General features: G+C 73.7%; 21 protein-coding genes. 5 read left to right on the forward strand and 16 right to left on the reverse strand.

The window, feature by feature from the left end; all coding sequences use genetic code 11:
- Positions 1 to 7 precede the first annotated feature (7 nt).
- The 8 genes from AAC134_RS01280 to AAC134_RS01315 form a co-directional block, all read right to left on the reverse strand.
- Positions 8 to 1,531: an amidase family protein gene (locus AAC134_RS01280; RefSeq protein ID WP_339947222.1), complete on the reverse strand. Its 1,524-nt coding sequence runs from the start codon at positions 1,529 to 1,531 to the stop codon at positions 8 to 10.
- A 172-nt stretch (positions 1,532 to 1,703) separates the two neighbouring features.
- Positions 1,704 to 2,810: an ABC transporter ATP-binding protein gene (locus tag AAC134_RS01285; protein ID WP_339947223.1), complete on the reverse strand. Its 1,107-nt coding sequence runs from the start codon at positions 2,808 to 2,810 to the stop codon at positions 1,704 to 1,706.
- Positions 2,811 to 2,871: 61 nt separating this feature from the next.
- Positions 2,872 to 4,083: an extracellular solute-binding protein gene (locus AAC134_RS01290; RefSeq protein ID WP_339947224.1), complete on the reverse strand. Its 1,212-nt coding sequence runs from the start codon at positions 4,081 to 4,083 to the stop codon at positions 2,872 to 2,874.
- A gap of 53 nt (positions 4,084 to 4,136) precedes the next feature.
- Positions 4,137 to 4,889: an SDR family NAD(P)-dependent oxidoreductase gene (locus tag AAC134_RS01295; RefSeq protein ID WP_339947225.1), complete on the reverse strand. Its 753-nt coding sequence runs from the start codon at positions 4,887 to 4,889 to the stop codon at positions 4,137 to 4,139.
- Between the two features lie 14 nt (positions 4,890 to 4,903).
- Positions 4,904 to 5,650 carry a 3-oxoacyl-ACP reductase FabG gene (gene fabG, locus AAC134_RS01300; protein ID WP_339947226.1) on the reverse strand — a complete coding sequence of 249 codons (747 nt, stop codon included), beginning with the start codon at positions 5,648 to 5,650 and terminating at the stop codon, positions 4,904 to 4,906.
- A complete protein-coding gene (locus tag AAC134_RS01305; RefSeq protein ID WP_339947227.1) occupies positions 5,647 to 6,504 on the reverse strand; it encodes an ABC transporter permease in 858 nt (285 codons plus the stop codon). The genes fabG and AAC134_RS01305 overlap by 4 nt, the downstream gene beginning before the upstream one ends.
- Positions 6,505 to 6,507: 3 nt before the next feature.
- A complete protein-coding gene (locus AAC134_RS01310; protein ID WP_339947228.1) occupies positions 6,508 to 7,404 on the reverse strand; it encodes an ABC transporter permease in 897 nt (298 codons plus the stop codon).
- The gene (locus tag AAC134_RS01315; RefSeq protein ID WP_339947229.1) at positions 7,401 to 8,519 is read right to left on the reverse strand and encodes an ABC transporter ATP-binding protein; all 1,119 of its coding nucleotides are present in this window, start codon (positions 8,517 to 8,519) and stop codon (positions 7,401 to 7,403) included. Before AAC134_RS01315 ends, AAC134_RS01310 begins: the two co-directional genes overlap by 4 nt.
- Positions 8,520 to 8,739: 220 nt before the next feature.
- On the opposite strand from AAC134_RS01315, the gene AAC134_RS01320 reads away from it, so the two are divergent.
- Positions 8,740 to 9,756, forward strand: coding sequence for a GntR family transcriptional regulator (locus tag AAC134_RS01320; RefSeq protein ID WP_339947230.1), 1,017 nt, complete (start codon positions 8,740 to 8,742; stop codon positions 9,754 to 9,756).
- A gap of 115 nt (positions 9,757 to 9,871) precedes the next feature.
- Here AAC134_RS01320 and AAC134_RS01325 read toward each other — a convergent pair whose 3' ends face one another.
- The 6 genes from AAC134_RS01325 to AAC134_RS01350 form a co-directional block, all read right to left on the reverse strand.
- Entirely contained in the window at positions 9,872 to 11,134 is a 1,263-nt protein-coding gene (locus tag AAC134_RS01325) for an extracellular solute-binding protein (protein WP_339947231.1), read from the reverse strand.
- A 1-nt stretch (position 11,135) separates the two neighbouring features.
- Positions 11,136 to 12,107 (reverse strand): biotin-dependent carboxyltransferase family protein, encoded by a 972-nt coding sequence (locus AAC134_RS01330; RefSeq protein ID WP_339947232.1) that lies wholly within the window; start codon positions 12,105 to 12,107, stop codon positions 11,136 to 11,138.
- Positions 12,097 to 12,972 (reverse strand): carboxyltransferase domain-containing protein, encoded by an 876-nt coding sequence (locus AAC134_RS01335; protein ID WP_339947233.1) that lies wholly within the window; start codon positions 12,970 to 12,972, stop codon positions 12,097 to 12,099. Before AAC134_RS01335 ends, AAC134_RS01330 begins: the two co-directional genes overlap by 11 nt.
- A 141-nt stretch (positions 12,973 to 13,113) precedes the next feature.
- Positions 13,114 to 14,490 carry an acetyl-CoA carboxylase biotin carboxylase subunit gene (locus tag AAC134_RS01340; RefSeq protein ID WP_339947234.1) on the reverse strand — a complete coding sequence of 459 codons (1,377 nt, stop codon included), beginning with the start codon at positions 14,488 to 14,490 and terminating at the stop codon, positions 13,114 to 13,116.
- A 1-nt stretch (position 14,491) separates the two neighbouring features.
- Positions 14,492 to 14,728: an acetyl-CoA carboxylase gene (locus AAC134_RS01345; protein WP_339947235.1), complete on the reverse strand. Its 237-nt coding sequence runs from the start codon at positions 14,726 to 14,728 to the stop codon at positions 14,492 to 14,494.
- Positions 14,729 to 14,752: 24 nt separating this feature from the next.
- On the reverse strand, positions 14,753 to 15,535 hold the full coding sequence (locus tag AAC134_RS01350; RefSeq protein ID WP_339947236.1) for a 5-oxoprolinase subunit PxpA: 783 nt from the start codon (positions 15,533 to 15,535) through the stop codon (positions 14,753 to 14,755).
- A 273-nt stretch (positions 15,536 to 15,808) separates the two neighbouring features.
- Between AAC134_RS01350 and AAC134_RS01355 the strand changes: the two genes are divergently transcribed.
- Complete coding sequence (locus AAC134_RS01355) at positions 15,809 to 16,720, forward strand: LysR family transcriptional regulator (protein ID WP_339947237.1); 912 nt, start codon at positions 15,809 to 15,811, stop codon at positions 16,718 to 16,720.
- A 36-nt stretch (positions 16,721 to 16,756) separates the two neighbouring features.
- Here AAC134_RS01355 and AAC134_RS01360 read toward each other — a convergent pair whose 3' ends face one another.
- Together AAC134_RS01360 and AAC134_RS01365 are read right to left on the reverse strand one after the other, a co-directional pair.
- Entirely contained in the window at positions 16,757 to 17,341 is a 585-nt protein-coding gene (locus AAC134_RS01360; RefSeq protein ID WP_339947238.1) for an MOSC domain-containing protein, read from the reverse strand.
- Positions 17,342 to 17,357: 16 nt separating this feature from the next.
- Positions 17,358 to 18,458: an FAD-dependent oxidoreductase gene (locus AAC134_RS01365; RefSeq protein ID WP_339947239.1), complete on the reverse strand. Its 1,101-nt coding sequence runs from the start codon at positions 18,456 to 18,458 to the stop codon at positions 17,358 to 17,360.
- A 556-nt stretch (positions 18,459 to 19,014) separates the two neighbouring features.
- Between AAC134_RS01365 and AAC134_RS01370 the strand changes: the two genes are divergently transcribed.
- The 3 genes from AAC134_RS01370 (at position 19,015) to AAC134_RS01380 (ending at position 21,548) form a co-directional block, all read left to right on the forward strand.
- Positions 19,015 to 19,638 (forward strand): uracil-DNA glycosylase family protein, encoded by a 624-nt coding sequence (locus AAC134_RS01370; protein ID WP_339947240.1) that lies wholly within the window; start codon positions 19,015 to 19,017, stop codon positions 19,636 to 19,638.
- Positions 19,605 to 20,603 (forward strand): alpha/beta fold hydrolase, encoded by a 999-nt coding sequence (locus AAC134_RS01375; RefSeq protein WP_339947241.1) that lies wholly within the window; start codon positions 19,605 to 19,607, stop codon positions 20,601 to 20,603. Before AAC134_RS01370 ends, AAC134_RS01375 begins: the two co-directional genes overlap by 34 nt.
- Before the next feature lie 126 nt (positions 20,604 to 20,729).
- Entirely contained in the window at positions 20,730 to 21,548 is an 819-nt protein-coding gene (locus AAC134_RS01380) for a hypothetical protein (RefSeq protein ID WP_339947242.1), read from the forward strand.
- The last annotated feature ends 82 nt before the right edge of the window (positions 21,549 to 21,630 follow it).

Raw genomic sequence — 21,630 nt, forward strand, 5'->3', positions numbered from 1 at the left:
TTTCGTGTCAGTCGTTTCGGATGATCGGCTCGAGGGCGAGCCCCGCGCGCAGCAGCGCCAGGTCTCCGCCGGACGGCGCCGAGAGGAGGAAGGAGGTGGGCAGGCCCGCCCGGTCGCGCCCCGAGGGGATCGCGAGGCCGGGGAGGTCGAGGAAGCTGCCGAGCCCGGTGTTGCGGTTCGCAAGGCCGGTGAGGCGGCGGAAGGCGTCCTCGTCCTTCATCTCCGAGAGGCGGGGCGCGGTGATCGCGGTGGTGGGCATCGCCAGCAGGGCTCCGTCGAGGGTCGCCGCGACCTCGGCCATCGCCTCGGCGCGCAGGCGGTGCAGGCCGATCAGGTCGGCGGCCGACATCTCGCGCCCGATGCGGATGCGGGCGGCGACGCGGGGGTCGATGCGCGCCAGCTCCGGGCCCTCCAGCGCGAAGCGGTGCAGGGCCCAGGCCTCGGCCGCGACGATGGAGTGCGCCGTTAGCGCCTCGGCCGCGCGGTCGAGGGCGGGCAGCGGCTCGCGCCGGATCCAGGCGCCGGCCTGGCGCAGGCGGGCCAGCGCGTCCTCGAAATTGGTGGCGACGTCGGGGGCGAGGTCGCGCAGCGCCACGCCCTCGGGGACCAGCAGGGTCAGCCAGGCGGGGTCGAGGGGGGGGGGCGCGGGCCGGGGCGCGCCGCGCAGGATGGCGTCGAGGAGCGCGGCGTCCTCGACCGAGCGGCACAGCGGGCCGACGGTGTCCTGCGTGCCCGAGAGGGGGAAGATCCCCCCCATCGGCAGCCGCCCGCCCGAGGATCTGGCGCCGACGATCCCGCAGAAGGCCGCGGGAATGCGGATCGAGCCGCCGGTGTCCGAGCCCAGCGCGCAGGGAACCAGCCCCCCCGCCACCGCCGCGCCGGACCCCGAGGAGGAGCCGCCGGGCGCGTGCGCCGCGCCGGGGGCGGCGGGGTTGCGGGGGGTTCCGAAGTGCGGGTTCTGGCCGAGCGCGGAATAGGCGAACTCGGCGAGGTTCAGCTTGCCGAGCGAGACCATGCCGGCCCGCGCCGCGTGGCTGACCACGGCCGCGTCGCGCACCGCGGGGATCGCGTCGGCATGCAGGGCCGAGCCGGCGGTGGTCCGCTCGCCGGCCATGTCGGCGAGGTCCTTCCAGGCGATGGGCACCCCGTCGAGGGGCGAGAGCGGCCGGCCGGCGGCGAGGCGCACGTCGGCGGCGGCGGCCTCGGCCCGCGCGCGTTCCGGCGTCTGGCGCAGGAAGACGGCCGGGTCGCCGGCCGCGATGCGGTCGAGCAGAAGCTCGGTCAGGGCGAGCGCCGAGGTTTCGCCGGTGGCCAGCGCCCGGCCGATCTGGGCGGCGGTGGCGTCGGCGATCCGCTCGAGGCGCCCGCCCGGCCCCCCGGCGGCGGCGGCGGCCGATCGTGCGGTGGCGGGCCTGCCGCCCGACTTTCCCGAGGCGGAGGCGCCGCGCGACTTTCCGGCGCCGGCGGTGGCGCGCGATGCGGCGCGCAGGGGGGACCGGCGAGGGGCGGCGAAACGGTCTGGGGCGTCCATCGGACACGTCCTCTTCCCCCGCGCGCGAAGGGGTGCGCGCGGCGCCTGGCGTGGGGGCCCAGGTCGGTTGCGTCTGCGGGCCGGTCGTCCGGCCCGCCTCTCGGTCGGCGGGGCGCGCGCGGGCGCGTTCCCGTGTCTGGCCTTTGGGGCGCGCGGCGCGCCCGGCGCAGTCTCAGGCGGCGTCGAGCACCACGCTCGCCTGCTCGGGCCGCCAGCGCAGGTCGACGGGCGAGCCGGGGGCGAGGCCGCGGCCCTCGAACCGCTCCCGGTGGGTTTCGAGGCGCACGCTGAGCGCGTCGTCGAGCTCCACCGTCGCGAAGATCACGTGGCCGACGGGGTCGAGCGCCGAGATCCGGCCGCTGAGCCCTTCGCTCGCCCGGGGGTCGAAACCCGCGGCGCCCGGCGCGCGCAGCTCGACGAACTCGGAGGGGGCGACGACGGTGGCGCCGGCGCCGGGGGCGGCGCCCTCGAACACCGGCGCGCCCCGGAGCGGGCCAAAGCGGGTCGAGACCACGGCGCGGCCGCCCTCCGATCCGGAGATCCGCCCGGGGATCAGGATGTTGCGGCCGATGAAGCGGGCCACGAAGGGGGTGCGGGGGCGGGTGTAGAGCTCGAACGGGGCCGAGATCTGCTCGACCCGGCCGGCGTTCATCACCACCACGCGGTCGCCCATCGACAGGGCCTCGGACTGGGCGTGGGTGACGAAGATGAAGGTGATCCCGACCTCGCGCTGGAGGATCTTGAGCTCCTCCTGGATCGACTTGCGCAGGTTGGCGTCGAGCGCGCCCAGCGGCTCGTCGAGTAGCAGGATCTCGGGCTCGACCGCGAGGCCCCGGGCGAGCGCCACGCGCTGCTTCTGGCCGCCCGAGAGCGCGCTTTCCTTCGCGCCGGCGACGTCGCCCAGCTCGAGCTTGTCGATGATCGCCGAGGTGCGCCGGGTCACGTCGCCCGACGAGAGGCCGCGGACCTTCAGCCCGAAGGCGATGTTCTCGCGCACGCTCATGTGGGGGAACAGGGCGTAGTTCTGGAAGATCGTGGCGGTGGGGCGCTGCTCGGCCTGCACATGGGTGAAGTTGCGCCCGCGGATCAGCAGGTCGCCCGAGGTGATCTCCTCGAGCCCCGCGATCATGCGCAGCGTCGTGGTCTTGCCGCAGCCCGAGGGGCCGACGAAGGAGATGAACTCGCCCCTGGTCACGCGCAGGTCGAAATCCTCGACCGCGACGGTCTGGCCGCCGTAGACCTTGCGCAGCTTGACCAGCTCGAGGTCGAATTCGGACATCGGGGGGCGCTCCGGGAACAGGAGGGGCCCCCGCCCGCCGGGCGGGCGAGGACGGGAGGGATCAGGCCGAGAGGAACTCGTCCCACTTCATCATCAGGTGGTCGTACTCGTCGGGCCACTGGTGCCAGTAGGCGACGTGGGAGGCGCGCTCCTCGAGCGAGCCGCCGTCGCGCAGGTCGCCCTCGGCGATGCCGCGCTCGGGCGCGCCGGTCCAGGGCTGGCCCTCGTACCAGAAGGCATATTTCGCCGGGTCCATGACCTCCTTGATCTTGGTGGTCGGCGAGTAATAGCCCTGCTCGGAGACCGTGATCGCGGGGGGGCCCGAGAGCCAGTAGTCGGCGTAGGCCTTCACCGCCTCGGCGTTGGGGGTGCCGTCGACCATCGAGATGCCGATGGCCCAGCCGCGGTAGCCTTCCTTGGGCACCGCGTAGGCGCAGGGGATGCCCTGGGCCTTGACCGCCATCACCGCGGGCTGCCAGGCGTCGGCGACGACCATCTCGCCCGAGGCGAGCAGGTTCACCAGCTCTCCGAAGTCGCCCCAGAGCGCGCGGAACTGGCCGCCCTTCTTCTTGGAGATCAGGAAGGCCGCGGCCTCGTCGATCTCCTCGATCGAGGGGTTGCCGGGGTTGGGAACCTCGAGCAGGCCGAGGCTGTTCATGGCCAGGATCGCCTGGCCGAAGGCGATCAGCGGGTCGACGTTGAGGCCCGACTTGCCCTTGAACTTGTCGTCGAACAGGCACGTCCAGGAGTTCGCCTCCTCGGCCTCGACCAGGTCGGGGCGGTAGCCGATGGAGTCGAAGTTGAAGACGGTGGGGACCATCCACAGCTGCGTCTTGGCCTCGTCGGCCCAGATCTGGCCGGCGATATGGGCCTGGGGCGTCATGCCCTCGGCCACCTCGGAGAAGATCGGCCGGATGTCGCCCCAGTTCGACAGGTCCGAGGTGGCGATGGGGGCGATGGTGTTGGTGATGGTCATCGCGGGCAGACGCTCGCCGATGGTCTCCCAGCAGTCGTAGGCGGTGGAGCCCGACAGAAGCTCGGTCTGGGTGTTGGGGAAGATGTCGGCCTTGCCCGACACCGAGCCGACGCCCGAGGTCTGCTGGAACTCCTGAAGGATGCGCTCCTGCACCGTGACCGAGAGGCCGACGGTGCGCAGCTCCTGATCCGCGAGGCTCTGGGCCCAGAGGCGGTTCGGCCGGATCAGCGAGGTCGAGCCGGCCAGCGCGCCGGCGCCCGCGATGAAGCCGCGGCGAGAGGGGTGGAAGGGTCTCATGGTCGTCTCCCTGTTGACGATCTGTCGAGGTCGTGTCGCACGCGCCGGCAGGATCAGTAGCGGCCCACCAGCAGGCCCCCGTCGACGGTCAGCACCTGTCCGGCGAGATACCGGGCCTGATCCGAGACGAGGAAAAGGATGACGTCGGCGATGTCCTCGGGTTCTCCGACCCGTCCCATCGGAATGAACTCCGCCGCCTTCTCGAGGCCCTCGGGTCCCAGCGAGTGCTGCTCGGACAGGGCCTGGGCGGTGCGGATGTAGCCGGGCGCGACGCCGTTCACCCGGATGCCGGAGCGCGCCAGCTCGACCGCCAGCGCGCGGACCATGCCCACCACGCCCGACTTGGCCGCAGAGTAGGCGACATGCTCGTCCCAGCCGTAGGCGACGCCCATGATCGAGGAGAGGCAGACGATGGCGCCGGCGCCTTTGGCCTTCATGCCGGGGACGGCGGGGCGGATCAGGCGGATCATGCCCTTGAGGTCCACCTCCATCGTGTGGTCCCATTTCGCGTCGGTCAGCTCTGCCAGCGGGACCTTGTGGGCGATGCCCGCGTTGCAGACCAGCGCGTCAAGCGCGCCGTGGGCGGACTCGATCCTCGCGACCAGCGCCTCGGCCGCGGGGGTGGAGGTGACGTCGAGGGGGTGGAACTCGGCGGCGCCGCCCGTGGCCTCGATGTCGGCGACGACGGCGGCGCCCTCGGTCTCGAGCACGTCGGTGACGATCACGCGCCAGCCGGCGGCGGCGAAGGTCTTCGCGGTGGCGCGGCCGATGCCGATGCCCGCGCCGGTGATCAGGACGGTCTTCATGGGGGCCCCCTCGCTCACAGCATCACGTCGCCGGAATTGGGGCCAAGCGTCTGGCCCACATAGATTTTCGCGTCGTCCGAGGCGAGGAAGGCGACGGTCGCCGCCACGTCCTCGGGGGCGCCGAAACGGCCCAGCGGCAGCTCGGCCGTCTTGGCGGCGCGCCAGTCGTCCGAGAGGGCCATCACCAGCTCGGTCGCGATGGGGCCGGGGGCGACGGCGTTGACGCGCACGCCGCGGGAGGAGACCTCGCGGGCGAGGCTCTTGGTCAGGCCGATGATGCCGGCCTTGGCGGCGGAATAGTGCGAGAGTTCGATCCCCCCGATCTGGCCGAGCTGGGAGGCGATGTTGACGATCACGCCCTGCCCGGCGGCCAGCATCGGGTTGATCGCCCGGCGGCAGCCGAGGAAGCAGCCGCGCAGGTGCACCGCGATCATCCGGTCGAAATCCTCGACGCGGAGGTCCTCGAGCTTCGCCTGGTGGACGATGCCGGCGTTGTTGACCGCGAGCGTGACGCGGCCCCAGGCGGCTTCCGCGGTCGAATACATGGCCTCGACGGCCTCGGGGGAGGAGACGTCGCCGGGGGCGGGGAGGGCCTCGCCCCCGGCCGCGCGGATGGCGGCGACGGTTTCCTCCGCGCGGTCGGGCGAGAGGTCGTTGACGGCGACGCGGGCGCCCTCGGCGGCGAGGCGCAGGGCGATGGCCTTCCCGATGCCGGCGCCGGCGCCGGTGACGAGGGCTGTGTGGGCGGAAAGCCGGCTCACGCCTCGTCCTCCTGGATGCCGGAGGCCCGGATCCGCGCTCGGCGCACCGAGGCCGCCATCAGCAGCCCGTAGATCGCCAGGATCGCGAAGGAGAACAGGGTCGACAGCACCCCGAAGGCGAAGATGTTGGGGTGGATCTCGACCGCGAAGGTTCCGTAGATCGCCAGCGGCAGGGTCACGTCGGAGCCGGCGGTGAACAGCGAGCGGGGGAATTCGTCGTAGCTGAGCGTGAAGCCGAACAGCATCGCCGAGAGCACGCCGGGGAACACCATCGGGAAGGTCACCTTGCGGAAGGTGACCGCGGGCGAGACGCCCAGCGCCCAGGCGGCCTCCTCGACGCGGGGGTCGAAGCGGTTGAAGATCGCCAGCATCACCAGGAAGGCGAACGGGTAGGTGTAGACCACGTGCAGCACGAAGGCCGTGCCCCACCAGCTTCGGTCGATCCCGAGGTTCTGGGCGACCAGCGCCTGGCCCAGCCCCAGCAGCAGGCCCGGGACCATCATCCCCAGGATCACCAGGTAGAAGACGAAGCCCGAGCCGGGGAAGTTGCGCCGGAACGCCTGCGCCGTCAGCGTCCCCAGCACGGTCGAGACCACGGTCGTCGCAAAGGCCAGCGACAGCGAGCGCAGCAGCGCCTCGCGGATCGGCAGGGGGGCGATGCGGGTCGCCTCGGTCAGGCCGAACAGGTGGCGATACCAGTAGGTCGACCATTCGATGATCGGGAACTGGGGCCCGCCCTCGGGGCCCGCCTGGAAGCTGAGGATGCCCATCACCACGAAGGGCCCGTAGAGGAAGACGATGAACAGGCCCGTGTAGACCGCCAGCGCCCGCTTGAGGATCGGCAGATCGCCCATGACTCAGAGCTCCCGGCGCAGGTTCACGAGGCGCAGCAGGGCCGCCACGATCACCCCGATGCAGACGGTCAGCACCACCCCGATCACGGCCGCGAAGGCCCATTTCAGGGATCCGACCTGGCTGACGATGATGTTGCCCAAGAGGTTCACCTTGCGCCCCGAGAGGGCGGAGGCGGTCGCGAACTCCCCCAGCACCATGACCGAGACGAAGATCGACCCGACCACCACCCCGGGCAGCGACAGGGGGAAGACGATGCGGCTGAAGATGGTCCAGGCGCCGGCCCCGAGGTCGCGCGCCGCCTCGATCAGGCTGTCGTCGATGCGCGCCAGCATGAAGGCCACCGGCCCGACCATGAAGACCACGTAGATCTGCACCATGCCGATGATCACCGAGGTCTCGGTGAACAGCAGCGTCTCGATCGGCTGGGAGATCAGGCCGAGCCGCTCGAGGACGATGTTGACCGCCCCCTCGCGCCCCAGCATCGGCCGCCAGGCCAGCACCCGGATCAGGAACGAGGTCCAGAACGGGATCACGCAGGCGACCAGCAGGATCGTCTGCACGCCCTTGTTGCGCACGAAGCGGCCGATGAACAGCGCGGTGGGGTAGCCGATCAGGAAGGTCAGCCCCAGCACCGTCAGCCACAGCCGCAGCGTGCGCACCAGGGCGCCGACATAGGTGTCGGAGGCGAAGAAGGTCGTCCAGCTCTTCGTGGTCAGCGTAGAGTTGATCGCGAAGGTCGTCTGGGTCCAGAAGCTGACGTAGATCATCATGCCCAGCGGCACGAGAAGGAACAACGCCATCCACAGGACGCCCGGCGCCGCCAGCGCCCAGCTTCGATTGCGCGCCAGGAACCCCTCCCGCGGGAGGGCGGAGTCCGTGCTTGCGGGCGAGGGGGTCATGCGAGGGCTCCCGCTGGGTCGGGGACGGGGATGCGCAGGCCGGCCTCGTCGAACAGGCCCACGTCCGCGACCCGCCAGCGCACGGCCAGCGTCTCGTCGAGCGCGTAGCTTTCGGGGGCCTCGCGGCTGAGATGACGTTCGACCTCGAACACCTTCCCGTCGCCGCGGCGCAGCAGGTAGAGCACGCGCGAGCCGAGGAATTCGGAGGCGACGAACCGTGCCGGCATCGCCGCCTCGCCCGGGCGCGGGGGCGCGTCGTCGCGGCTGATCCAGGCCGCGTCGTAGGGCACGCCGTAGGTGGCCGCGCGCTCGGCCGGCGCGGGGGCGGGCAGGCGCAGGGGGCCGGCGGGGGTCTCGACCTCGAACCCGTCCGCGCCGCCGCGGCCGGGCAGCAGGTTCCAGGCGTTGAGGAAGCGCGCCACGCGCATGTCGGCGGGGCGGGCGAAGATCTCGGCCGGGGGGGCCACCGCCAGGGCGCGGCCGCGGTCGAGCACGATCATCCGGTCGCCCATGGCCAGCGCCTCGGCCTCGTTGCCGGTCACGTGCAGGAAGGTGACGCCCAGCGCCCGGCGGATGCGGCGCAGCTCGACGGTCATCCGCTCGCGCAGGTTGGCGTCGAGCGCGCCCAGCGGCTCGTCGAGCAGGCACAGGCGCGGCTCGGCGACCAGGGTTCTGGCGAGGCTGACGCGCTGCTTCTGGCCGCCCGAAAGCTGGCCCGGGGCGCGGGACTCGAGACCCGAGAGGCCGACGAGGTCGAGCATCGCCGCGACCCGGCGCGTCACCTCGGCCGCGTCGGTCACCGGCGCGACCTCGCGGAAGCGCAGGCCGAAGGCGACGTTCTCGAACACCGACATGTGGGGGAACAGGGCGTAGGTCTGCTGGACGATCCCGAGGCCCCGGCGATGGGTGGGCAGGCCGGTCACGTCGCGCCCGTCGAGCAGCACCCGGCCGGCGTCGGGCGCCTCGAGCCCCGCGATCACCCGCAGCAGCGTCGACTTGCCCGAGCCGGAGGGGCCCAGAAGCGTCAGGTACTCGTCCTCGCGCACCGTGAGGGAGACGTCGTCGAGCGCGACCTCGGTCCCGTATCGTCTGGTGAGGCCCTGGAGCTCCAGCATGCCGGCCTGCCCTCCTGAAGATGCATGCGATGCGACTCGCGAGATCAGAATTGCACTTTGAACGCAAAAGTCAAAAACTACGGAGGTCTCTGGTGCAGAATCTGTGGAAGAGACTGAAAGATAGGCAGGAAAGCTCAGATGTTTGGCAGAGGGAAATCGTCTTTCGCATACGAAGGTCGGTTTTGACGCCGCGGCTCCGTCCCCAAGCCGGAGGCCGGCCATGACCCATGACCCCTCGGCGCCCCCCGTCGAGAGCGACGGCGCCGCGCGTCCCGCGCCGCTCTACGCCGCGGTCGAGCGGACGCTGGAGACGGCGATCGAGAGCGGCCGCCTCCCCCCCGGCACGGTGCTGACCGAGGGGCCGCTGGCGCGGCTGTTCGGCTCCTCCCGCACGCCGGTGCGCACGGCGATGGCCGAGCTGGCGGCGCGCGGGCGGCTGGAGCGGTTCTCGGGGCGGGGCTTTGTGGTGCCGGGGGCGGATGCGCCGCGGCGCGCGGCCCTGACGCCTGCGATGCTGGGCCTCGACCAGGGCGCGCCCGAGCCCCAGCCCGGCGCCGCCGAACGCATCGCGCGGGAGTTCGAGGGCTCGGTCGCCCGCGCCCTCCCCTTCGGCCTGTTCCGGGTGCATGAGCAGGCCGCCGCGGACCACTACGACGTTTCGCGCAACGTGATCCGGGAGCTGCTCTCGCGCCTGCAGGAGCGGGGGCTGGTGCAGAAGAACCCGCGCAGCCACTGGATGATCGGCCCGCTGACCGCGCGCGACGTGGCCCACTACTTCGCGATCCGCGAGAAGCTGGAGCCGCTGGCCCTGACCGAGAGCGCGCCGCGCCTGCCGGGCGGGGCGCTGGCCGACATGCTCGAGCGGGTGATCGCGGCCCAGGACGAGCCCGACGACCTGCCCCCGCCGGTGATCGAGGAGCTGGAGAACGACCTTCACGTCCGCCTGCTGGCCGCGAGCCCCAACCCCCACCTGCTGCGGATGATCCGGCAGAGCCAGATCGCGCTGGCGGTGAACCGGGTGTTCGCCGAGTTCGTCGGCTCGCGCCCCTTCGGTCTGGCGATGGGCGAGCACCGGATCGTGCTGGAGTTCATGGCCCGCGGCTCCTGGTCCGCGGGCGCCGACGCGATGGCCGAGCACATGCGCCTGTCGGCCGAGCGCACGCGCCGCCGTCTGATGGCGGTCTCGGTGTTCCCGCAGCCCGACCTGCCCGGCTATCTGATCCGCGAGAACGATTGAGGAAGACGCGCGCCCCCGCGAGCCGGGCGTAGGGCGCATTTCAATGCGCCGCTCCGCACGCCGCCCCCAGCGCCGCGCCAGGGCCGCTCCCCGCGCCGACCTGCCAGGCGGGCGATCAGACGCCCAGCGCGGTTTCCCAGCGGCGGACGAGGTAGTTGTGCTCGGTCATCACCGTGTTCCAGACGGCGATGCGGGACATGCGCTGGGCGTAGGCGCCGCCCTCGCGCCGCTCGCCGGGGGCGAAGATGACCCGGCCGTAGGCGTCGCGGATCTCGGTGCGGGCGGGTTCGCCGTCATACCAGAAGGCCCACTCGGCCGCGGTCAGGCGGCCGCGCACCGCCTCGGCGTTGGTCATGTAGGCGCCGTTGCGCGCCAGGATCGCCCCCGGCGCCCCGTCGAGCCACCAGTTGATGTAGTCATAGGCCGCGTCCGCCGCCCAGCCCTGCGCGCGGGCCGACAGGGCGAGCCCGCCGAACCAGCCGCGATAGCCTTCGCGCGGGGTGGCCATGGCCACCGGCACCCCCTCGGCGCGCAGGGCGATCAGGCCCGACCACCACAGCGAGCCGATCATCGGCGCGCCCTCGCGCCGGGCGAGGCGCAGGGCGTCCACCGCCTCGGCCTCGTCGGTCCAGGCGGCGCGGAAGTGGCCGGCCTCGTGCAGGCGGCGGAGCCGGGCGACGAGGTCGTCGATCTCCTCGAGCGACAGGTCGCCGGGCTCCGGGGGGTCCATCTCGCCGCGGGCGCGCAGGGCCAGCATCATGTCGAAACAGCCGATGGCCGCGTCCGACTGCAGCAGCACGCGGCCGCCCCAGGCCGGGTCCAGCAGCGCGCCCCAGCTGTCGACCGAGGCGGGATCCGCCCCCACGACCGCAAAGGCGTCGGCGTTGTGCACCGTGGGCGCCATCGAGATCCGCTCGGACGGGGCCGCGCCCAGCGCGCCGTCGGGCTGCACCCACAGCCGGCGCGAGGGGTCGCCGCCGGGCGCGGCGCGGCCGGAGGCGCCGATGCGCCCGGTCAGCGGCAGCTCGCCCACCGCGTCCCAGGCCGCGATCCGGCGCACGTCGAGCGGCTGGATCGAGCCGGCCGGCCAGATCAGGTCCAGGTCGTGGAACCACTGGTCGTAGACGTCGAAGCTGGAGGGGAACAGCGCCCCGCGGCGCTGGGCCGAGGCGCCGTCGAGGGTGATCAGCTCGAGCGGCAGGCCGAGGTCGGCCTCGGCCAGCCGCCGGATCGGCTCGATCTGGGTGACCGAGGTGCCCAGCACGCGCAGCGGCGCCCGCACGCGTCGGACGGCCGGGGCGCGCGGGCCGGCGGACGGCTCGGCGCCCGTGCGCGGGGCGCGGCCGCGGGGATCGAGGATGCCCGCGCCCGCGGCCATCTCAGGCCAGCGCCTCGCGGATCTTGCGCACGATCGCCTTGCGCTCGGCCCGCGCGGCGAGCGCGCTGTCCATCGTGGCCTCGAGGAAGCGCACCGGCATGTGGGGCTGCAACTGGCCGATCAGGTCCATGTCCGCCGAGATCACCGTGCCGACCATGAAATAGCCGCCCCCCGAGACCGCGTCGCGGTGGAGCACGATCGGCTCGGTCCCGCCGGGCACCTGCACCGAGCCGTAGGGATAGCAGCCGTCCACGATGTTGGAGGGGTCGGAGCCCGCGCCGAAGGGCCGCTCGCGCGGCTCGAAGTCCACCGGGCGGCCGCCCTTGAAGCGGTAGCCCATGCGGTCGGCCTCGGGCGCGACCTTCCACTCGTCCTCGAAGAAGGCTTTCTGCGCCTCGGGGGTGATCCAGTGCCAGAACAGGCCGGGCAGGACCCGCAGTTCGGCCGGGGCGCCGGGGCGCCGGCGCAGGGCCTGCGGGACCGTCGCGCCGGGTTTGCCCGCGCCGGGCTCGCCCAGCGGGATCACGTCGCCGGCCGCGATCGCGCGTCCGTCCACGCCCCCCAGCGCGCCGATGGCGTAGGTCGAGCGGGAGCCGAGCTTGGGTTCGGTCGCGATGCCGCCCGAGATGGCGATGACCAGCCGCGCGCCCGCGCGGAGGTAGCCGAAGCCGAGCACCTGGCCGGCCTTGACCGGGAAGGCGGTCCAGCCCGGCTGTTCCTCGCCGTCGAGCAGGATCGGCAGGTCGGCGCCGGTGACGGCGACCAGGGCGTCGGACTGGAATTCCAGCTCGGGGCCCAGGAACACGGCCTCGAGGGCGGCGGCGTCCTCGGGGTTGCCGACCAGCAGGTTGGCCGCGCGCAGCGACAGGCGGTCCATCGCCCCGCCCTGGGGGATGCCGAGGTGGAAGTAGCCGGGGCGGCCGAGGTCCTGCACCGTGGTCAGCAGGCCGGGCTTGAGAACCTTAAACGGCATCGAGCGCCTCCATCAGCTTGGCGTTGGTCCCGGCGTGGTCGGCGGTCCATTCGGCGAGGTCGAACTCGACCTCGGCGATGCGCGGGCGCCAGGCGCCGGTCTTGACCTCGGCCTCGATCCGGTCGTGCTCCTCCCGCCCGATGGGGGTGAACTTCACGATGTCGCCGGGCCGGAAGAAGACCATGAACTCGGTGAGATAGCTGATCGTCTCGGTCGGATCGAAGATCGGCATCGGGGTGATGCCGAACATCTGGTATCCGCCGGCCCCGCGCACGGAATAGATGCACGAGAAGCAGCCGCCGTAGCCCACCGTCTGCTTGGGGGTGTCGGTGCGCGGACGCAGATACTTGGGGACCTGGAGCTGCTTCTCGCGCTCGACAAGCTGGTACATGAACGGCAGGCCCGAGACGAAGCCGACCATCGAGACGAACCACGGGTTGGAGTGGAACGCCTCGATGAACGCCTCCGGCCCGTCGTAGCCGTTGATCCGGGCGGCGTAGTCGAGGTCGGAGCCCGAGGGGTCCTGGTGACGCTCACGGAAGCGCATCAGGGTCTCGTGGGTCCAGGGGTCCTGGAAGTAGACGGGGACCTCGACGATCCGGGTGGCGACGCGCTTGGGGGCGTCTTCGGCCAGCGATTCCAGCGCCTTGATCTGTTCGAGCATGGCGTCGGGGGCGATCACGTCGGGGTCGTACTTGACCTGGAACGAGGCGTTGGCGGGGCAGATCTCGGTGACGCCGGCGAGGTTCTTCTCGCGCAGGGCGCCGGTGATCGAGATGGCCTTGAAGAAGGCGTCGAGGCTCATCTCCTCGTCCACCTCGACGAAAATGTGCTCGTCGCCTCCGAAGGAATAGCGTGTCTTCATCGGGATCTCGCCTCCTGCCGCGCGGGGCCGCGGCGATTTCGGGTGCGCCGCGCGGGGCCGCGGCGGGTTCGGGTGCGCCGCGCGGGGCCGCGGCGGGTTCGGGTGCGCCGCGCGGGGGGGCGCGGCGGAGGGGGAGACGCCTCAGGCGGCGTCGAGGGCGCGGCGGGCCAGCCAGTCTTCCAGCCAGTTGGTGTGGAACGCGCCGGCCCGGACCTCCGCGTCGGCGGCGAGGGCGGCGTGCAGGGGCAGGGTGGTCTTCAGGCCGCCGATCTCGATCGCCTCGATGGCCGCGGCCAGCGCGTCGAGCGCCGCGGGCCGGTCGGCGCCCTTCACGATCAGCTTGCCGATCAGCGAGTCGTAGAACGGCGGGATCGCGTAGCCGTCGTAAAGCATCGTGTCGAAGCGCACGTCCGCGGGGACCGAGAGCCCCGCGACCACGCCCGGGAAGGGCATGAAATCGTTGAACGGATCCTCGGCGTTGACCCGCACCTCGATGGCGTGGCCGTCGATGGCGACCGCCTCCTGCGCGACCGAGAGGGGGGCGCCGAAGGCCACCCGGATCATCTCGGCCACAAGATCGAAGCCGGTGATCATCTCGGTCACCGGATGCTCGACCTGGATGCGGGTGTTCATCTCGAGGAAGGCGAAGGCGTCGCGGGCGGGATCGTAGAGGTATTCCAGCGTCCCCGCGCCGCGGTAGCCCACCGACTCGGCCAGCCGCACCGAGGCCGCGCAGATGTGGGCGCGCGCGTCGGGCGAGAGGCAGGCGGCCGGCGCCTCCTCCCACACCTTCTGGCGGCGGCGCTGGAGCGAGCACTCCCGCTCGTAGAAATGCACGGCGTGGGTTCCGTCGCCCATCACCTGCACCTCGACGTGGCGGCCGTCGCGGATGAACTGTTCGAGGTAGAGGCCGCCGTCGCCGAAGGCGGCCTGCGCCTCCTGGGCGGCCTGGGGGAACAGGCGGGCGAGGTCGGCCTCGGTCTCGGCGACCCGGATGCCGCGTCCGCCGCCGCCGGCGGCGGCCTTGATCATCACCGGGTAGCCGATGCCGGCCGCAATTTCTCGCGCGGCCTCGACGTCGGGGACGCGGCCCTCGGAGCCCTGGGCCACCGGCACGCCGGCGGCGATGGCGGCCTCGCGCGCGGCGACCTTGTCGCCCATCCGCGCGATGGTGTCGGGCGAGGGGCCGACGAAGATCATGCCGGCGTCCTCGACCTTGCGGGCGAAGGCGGCGTTCTCGGACAGGAAGCCGTAGCCGGGGTGGACCGCGTGGGCGCCGGCGGACCTGGCCGCGGCCACCACCCGGTCGGCGTCGAGATAGGATTTGGTGGCCTGGGCGGGGCCGATCTCGACCGCGCGGTCAGCCTCGCGCACCGCCAGCATCTCGGCGTCGGCCTCCGAGTGGGCCTGGATCCACTCCATCCCCAGGGCCTTGGCGGCGCGGCCGACGCGGACCGCGATCTCGCCGCGGTTGGCGACGAACAGGGACTTGCCGGCGGGAGAGGGGGCGGGCGCCACCTCAGTCCATCTCCGCGAGCAGGGCGCCGGCGGTGACGGCGTCCTCGTTCTCGAGCTTGAAGCGGATGTTCTCGCCCGCCGCCTCGGCCTTCACCTCGTGGAACGACTTCATCACCTCGATCAGGCCGATCACGTCGCCCGCGGCGATCGCGGCGCCGTCCTCGACGAAGGGCGGCTGGTCGGGGGCGGGCTTGCGATAGAAGGTGCCGGGGAGGGGGGAGCGGATCTCGGTGGCCATGGGGGGCGTCCTTTGTCTTGGCGGTCAGGCGGCGACGTCGAGGGTCGAGGGCGGGGCGATGGCGACCCCCGCCTCGACCAGGGCGGCGCGAACCGCCTGCCCGATCTCGAGCGCGCCGGGGGTGTCGGAGTGGAAACAGATGCTCTCGAATTCGACGCTCAGCTCGGTTCCGGTGACGGTGACGACCTTCCCCTCGCGGCAGGCGCGCAGGCATTTCTGCGCCATCTCCCGGGGGTCGAGCTTGCGCATCTTGCGGGCGAAGACGATCAGCCCGTCGTCGCCGTAGTCGCGGTCGGCGTAGAACTCGCGGATCACCGGGCGGCCGGCGTCCTGGGCCACGCGGCGGGTCTCGGAGGCCTGCATGCAGTAGAGGAAGACGTCGGGCGCCGACTTGCCCAGCGCGTCGCAGATCTGGCGGGAGAATTCGGCGTCCCGCGCGGCAGTCATGTAGAGGGCGCCGTGGGGTTTGACGTGCTGCAGGCGCACGCCGTGGCGGCGGCCGAACTCGCGCAGGGCGCCGACCTGGTAGAGGATGTCGTTGACCAGCTCCTCGGGGGAGGCGTCGATGGCGCGGCGGCCGAAGCCCTGCAGGTCGTTGTAGGCGGGGTGGGCGCCGAGGCCGACGCCGTGCTCGGCGCACATCCGGGCCATGCGGTCCATGATGCTGGGGTCGCCGCCGTGGAAGCCGCAGGCGACGTTGGCCGAGGAGATGATCGCCATCAGCGCCTCGTCGGGCGCCTCGCCATAGCTCCAGTGGCCGAAGCCCTCGCCCATGTCGCAGTTCAGATCGACGGCGGTGCGGTACATCGGCGGGTCCTTTCGGCTCGGGTCGCGCCGGATCGGAAGGGGCGGGCCGCGACGCGGCGCCTGTCCGGACGACTCGAAGCCTGCGCGCCGGGGGCGGGATCGGCCAGATCAATTTCATCCAGTTGCAATATCGGAAAAATCGATAATACTGCGGAGGGGCGTCCGGGTTGAGCTGTCCGCGCGGGATCCCGGGGCGGGGTTCCTCGGCCCCCGGCGAAGGTATCGGGTTTTTCGATATCGATCCCGCGAAGTTCCTGATGACAAGGACCGGACATGTCCTTCAACCTCCGCCATCTCAAGTACTTCGTCGCCACCGCCGAGCTGGGCCAGGTCAGCCGCGCGGCGATCGAGCTGTCGGTCTCGCAGTCCGCGGTCACCGCCGCGATCAAGGAGCTGGAGGCGGTGCTGGGCACGCCGCTGTTCGAGCGCTCGGCCCGCGGCATGTCGCTGACCCGCGCCGGCCAGCGGTTCCTGTCCTCGGCCTACGAGATCCTCAGCAAGGTCGAGGAGGCGATGCAGATCCGCGAGGGGCCCGAGGTCTCGGGCCGGCTGACCATCGCGGCCACCTATACGGTGATCGGCTACTTCCTGCCCGTGCACCTCGAGCGTCTGGCCCGTGCGCAGCCGGGGCTCGAGATCACCATCCACGAGATGCCGCGGGAGCTGATCGAGGAGGGGCTGGTCGCCGGGCGGGTGGACGTGGCCGTGGCGCTGACCTCCAACATCTCGAACCCCGAGCTGGCCTCGCAGACGCTGCTCGGGTCGCGGCGGCGGCTGTGGACACCCTCGCGGCATCCGCTGCTGGAGCGGGAGTCGGTGGGGCTGGCGGACGTGGCCGAGCATCCGTTCGTGATGCTGACGGTGGACGAGGCCGCCCACACCGCGATGCGCTACTGGGCGCCGACGGGGCACCAGCCGCGGGTGGTGCTGCGCACGTCGTCGGTCGAGGCGGTGCGCTCGATGGTGGCCAACGGGCTGGGGGTGACGATCCTCTCGGACATGGTCTACCGGCCGTGGTCGCTGGAGGGGCGGCGGCTGGAGCAGGTGAACCTGGTCGACGCCGCGCCGCCGATGGACGTGGGCCTGGTCTGGCGGCGGGGGGTGGAGTTCACCCCCACCATGGCCGCCTTCCGCGAATATTTCGCCGCGCGCTTCCTGTCCCAGCCCTCGATCCCGCTGCGCTAGGGCGCTGGGCGGGGGCTCGGCCGCGCGCGCCCCGCCTCAGATCCAGCGGCGGCTCACCGGGGGCGGCACGTGCAGGCGCATGCGCTCGCCCAGGGTCAGGGCGCCGGGGCGCTCGACCCAGGCGGTGACGCCGCGGCGGCCTCTGGCGGCGGTCTTGAAAGCCTTGCCGTGGCCCGGCGCGCGATCCTCGATCACCCGGGCGGGCAGCTGGCAGGGGGCGTTCTCCATGTCCACGGTCAGCGCGACGCCGCCCTCGGCGACGAGGCGCGAGGAGGGGGGCGCGTCGGTGAACCCCTCGATCCCGCGGAGCACGAGGTTGGCGCCCACCCACTCGGGCGGCAGGCGGTCGAGGCCGATGCCCGCGGCGATCGCGTCGAGGTCCTCGGCCGAGAGGATCGAGAGCTGGCGGGTGTTGCGGATCTCGGTCCCCTTGCGGGGGTATTGCGAGGTGACGCGCGAGCAGGAGGGGCGGGTCAGGCCTCCGTGGCATTCGCCGGCAAATCCGGTCCAGTCGACCTCCACCCGCTCGAGCGGGGTCGAGAGCAGCCCCGCCTCGCGGTCGGGAACGATGCCGAGGTAGACGATCTCGGCGGTGAAATCCGTGGGGGTCAGGATCGGCATCGGGGGGGCTCCGGTGTCAGGCGGGGGCGCGGGCGGCGAGGTGGGCGGAGGGGAGGAAGGCGTCGGGCCAGTCGGGCGGCGGGGCCTCGGCGAGGAAGGCGGCCGCGGCCTCGCCGCAGGCCGGGGCGAGGGCCAGGCCGATGCGCTGGCCGCCGCCAACCACGATCACGTGGGGGCGGTCGGGCAGGGGGCCGACCACCGGATCGCGGGAGGCGGCGCGCGGGCGCAGCCCGGCCCAGCGCGAGAGCACCGGGGCCTCGCGCAGCACAGGGCACAGCGCCCGAGCGCGATCGATCACGGACTCGAGCTGGGCGTCGAGGCCAAGGTCCGCGCGCCCCTTCTCGGCCGTGGCGCCGACCCCGACGGTTCCGTCGGCGTGGGGCACGATCCACAGGCCGCGGCCCATGATCAGCGGCGCGCCCGGCGGCGCGCGCAGGGCGAGGCGCGCGGCCTGCCCGTGCTCGGGCCCGCCGGGGAGGCCGGCTGCGGCGAAGGCCGCGGCGCCGGTGGCGAGCGCCAGCCGACCCGCCCGCAGCGGCCCGGTCGACAGGGCGAAGCCTTCGGGCCCGGGCGCGAGGTTCAGCAGCGCCGCGCCGTCGAGCATCCGCGCGCCCCGCGCCTCGCAGGCCGCGCGCAGGGCGGCGAGCAGGCGGGGCGCGTCGAGGCGGGCCGTGCGCGGGTCGAACTGGGCCGCGGGCGCCTCGAGCCAGCCGGCGGGCCAGTCCCCGGGGGCGAGGATCGCGCAGGCCTCGCCCTGGGCGGCGCGCAGGGCGGGGAGGCGGGCCTCGGCCCGCTCCCGCGCCGCCGCGTCGGGCAGGATCGAGAGGCGGCCGGGGCGGGCGTGGCCGAGCCTGCGTCCGGTCTCGGCCTCGAGCGCGGCCAGCGTCTCGGGGAGGGCGGCGAGGGCGCGGGCCTGCAGCGTCTTCAGCGCCGTGGGACGTCCCGGCTGGTGGGGCGCCAGCGCGCCGGTGGGGGTGAGCGAGGCGCCCGCCGCGCCGATGCGCCCCGGATCCGCGATGGCGACGCGCAGCCCCCGGCGCAGGCAGGCGAGCGCGGTCCACAGCCCGAAGGCGCCGCCCCCCGCCACCAGCACGTCGATGTCCGATCCTCGCGTCATGGCCGCGACGTGACCACGCCGCGCCCGAGGGGGCAAGGCCGCCTCCGGTCGCCCCGCCGCAACCCGCCTCCGCGGCCCCCACCGGCACGCCGCCCGCCCCCCCCGCACTGGCGCGCCGGCGCGGGCGTCGGAGGCGGGTTGCCGCGGGTTGAGGCGGGGCGCCGCAGGTGCGGGGGGCGCGCCGCGGCGGGGGGCCGCCAGGGGGGCGCTCGCGAGGGGGGGGCGATGCGGCGATGCGGCCGACCCGCCCCGGACCCGCATCGCGCCGCCAGTCCGGGCGCTTCGGCGCCGGGAGCGAGGGGGCGGGACGCCGGGCTGGTGGACGGGGCGAGAGGCCGCGCTGCGGGACGGAAACGCGCGCGCGTCGCGGGCGAGGGGGCTTGCGCGGCCGGGGGCTCCGTCGCCATTCTCCGCCCATGGGATTCGAGATCACGGCGGCGCCCCGGCCAGCGGGGACTGCGTCCGGAACGGGCGACAGGCGGCGGTGCGGCCCCCGGCGGGCGCGGGCGCGCGCGGCCTCGGGCGAGGCGCGCGCCGTGCTGGCGGGGTCGCGGACATGAGCGCGCTTGCCCGGCCGACCGTCTCCGAGGAGACCGATATCGCGGCGCTGGAGACCGAGATCGCCGGCTGCCGCGCCTGCGCCGAGCGCTTCGCCGCCACCCGCACCGCCCATGCGCCGCGGCCGGTCACCCGGATCTCGTCGCGCGCGCGGCTGCTGATCGCGGGGCAGGCGCCGGGGGCGCGGGTGCACGCCTCGGGCCTGCCGTTCGACGACCGCTCGGGCGACCGGCTGCGCGACTGGCTGGGGATCGACCGGGCGACCTTCTACGACCGCGCCCGCGTCGCCATCCTGCCGATGGCCTTCTGCTTCCCCGGCTACGACGCGCGCGGCGCCGACCTGCCGCCGCCGCCGCTGTGCGCCCAGCTCTGGCGCGCCCGGGCGCTGGCCGCGATGCCGCAGGTCGAGCTGACCCTGCTGGTCGGCGCCCATGCCCAGGCCTGGACCCTGGGCGGCCGTCGCCCCCTGACCGAGCGCGTGCGCGACTGGCGCGCCCATCTGCCGGGCCCGGTCCCGCTGCCCCATCCGAGCTGGCGCAACACCGGCTGGCTGCGCGCCAATCCCTGGTTCGAGGAGGAGCTGGTCCCATGGCTGCGCGCCCGCGTCTCCACCCTGCTGTGAGGGCCCTCGGCCTTGCGGGCGCCTGCGCGCTGGCGCTGCTCGCCTCGGCCTGCGCGCCGGGGACGGGGGCGCCGGCCTTCCTCGACGGGCTGCTGACCGGGGCCGAGGACGGGCAGGCCGTGGTCACGCCGCGCGGGCCGCTCGCCCTGTCGCGCTGGCGGGCCGAGCGGCCGCGCGCGGTGCTGCTGGCGCTGCACGGCTATGGCGACTACGGCCCCTCGACCTATGCCGAGGCGGCGCAGGCCTGGGCGGCGCGGGGGATCGAGGTCTACGCCTATGACCAGCGGGGCTTCGGGCGCAACGCCTCGAACCGGCGCTGGCCGGGGGAGGCGGCGCTGATCGAGGACCTTCAGGCCGCCGCCACCGACGTCAAGTCCCGCCACCCCGACCTGCCGCTGTTCGTGGCCGGCCACTCGATGGGCGGGGGCGTGGCGCTGGCCGCGGCCGGCGAGGGGCGCCTGCCGGGCGTCGCGGGCCTGGTGCTGCTGGCCCCCGCGGTCTGGGGGGGCGAGACGATGAACCCGCTGTTTCGCGCCTCGGCCTGGACCGCGGCGCAGCTGATGCCCGACCAGCGCTTCTCGGCGAGCGCCAGCCCGGTGACGATCTACCCCTCGGACAATATCGAGATGCTGCGCGCCCTCTCGGCCGATCCGCTGCACTACGCCAACCCCTCGGCGCGGGAGTTCCTGGGCCTGATCCGGCTGATGGACCGGGCCTGGGCGGCGGCGCCCCACGACCGGCTCGACACGCTGGTGGTGCATGGGGCCAACGACCAGGTGGTGCCCGAGCGCTCGGTCCGCGCCGCGTTCGAGCGGCTGCCCGGGCCCAAGGAGTTCGCCTACGTCTCGACCGGCTGGCACATGCTGCTGCGCGACCTTGAGGCGGCGGAGGTGCACCGCACGGTCGGCGACTGGATCCTCGAGCGCGGGCTGCCTGCGCCCCAGGCGGCGGCGCTGGCCGACTGAGCGGGGCGGGGCCCCGTCGTCGCCGCCTTGCGCGCCGTCCCCTCGCGCGGATGGCCGGCCCCATTGACTGGCGCGCGCCGAGCACCCACACGACCCCCCAGCCGACGCCGCCAGGAGAGCCCCGCGATGACCGACGTCCCCGAGACCCCGCTCGACCGCGCCCTGCGTCTAGCCGAGGGGGACGTGGCCGACGGGCGGGTGATCGACGCGCTGCTCAACGCCCGCCTGTGCCTGCTGCTGAAGGAGGAGCCCGGCCCGGACGGCGCGCTCTCGCCCCTGATGCTGGAGCTCGAGGCCGGGCCCACCGCGCTCGCCTTCGACGACGAGGCGCGGCTGGCGGCCTTCGGCGGCGGCGAGCACTATGCCGAGGTCCCCGGCCGGGCCCTGATCGGGATGCTGACCGGGCGCGGCCTGAACCTGGCGGTGAACCCCGGCGTGGCCCCCTCGGAGATGTTCCATGGCGTTGAGGCGCTGGACTGGATGGCCCAGGTCTCGGCCGCCGAGGCGCGCGACGCCGAGGGGCGGATCAGCGCCCTTTCCGCCCCGCGCGGGGCCGGGCAGGCGCTGATCTCGGCGCTGGACGCGAAGCTGGCGGCGCTGGGCGCCTGGCTTGCCGAGGCCTGGCTGGTCCGCGCGCAGACGCCCGAGGGCGCCCGCCTGGCGCTGGCGCTGGTCGAGCGCGAGAGCGAGGCCCCCGCCGCCGGCCGGGCGCTGGCCGCCGCCGCCGAGGCCCGCCGCCGCGCCGTGGTTCTGGCGATCTCCGAGAGCGCCCGCCTTGCCGCGCCCGAGAGCGAGGTCGAGATCTTCTTCGCCCCGGCCGCGGCCCCGGTAATCGCCGCGGCCCGCCGCGCCGGCCTCGGCTTCGAGATCCCCGCGCCCGAGGCCCCCGCTGTCCCCGGCGCGGGTCCGGGCATGGACCCCGCCCGCCCCCCGAAGCTGCGCTGAACCGCCGCCCGGGGCCGGCCCGGGCGCGGCGCGGAGATGCAGAAGGCCGCGCCTCGGGGGAGGCGCGGCCTTCTCGTTTTTG

The organism is uncultured Albimonas sp. (genome assembly GCF_963977235.1).
In the GTDB taxonomy this organism is placed as follows: Bacteria; Pseudomonadota; Alphaproteobacteria; order Rhodobacterales; family Rhodobacteraceae; genus Albimonas.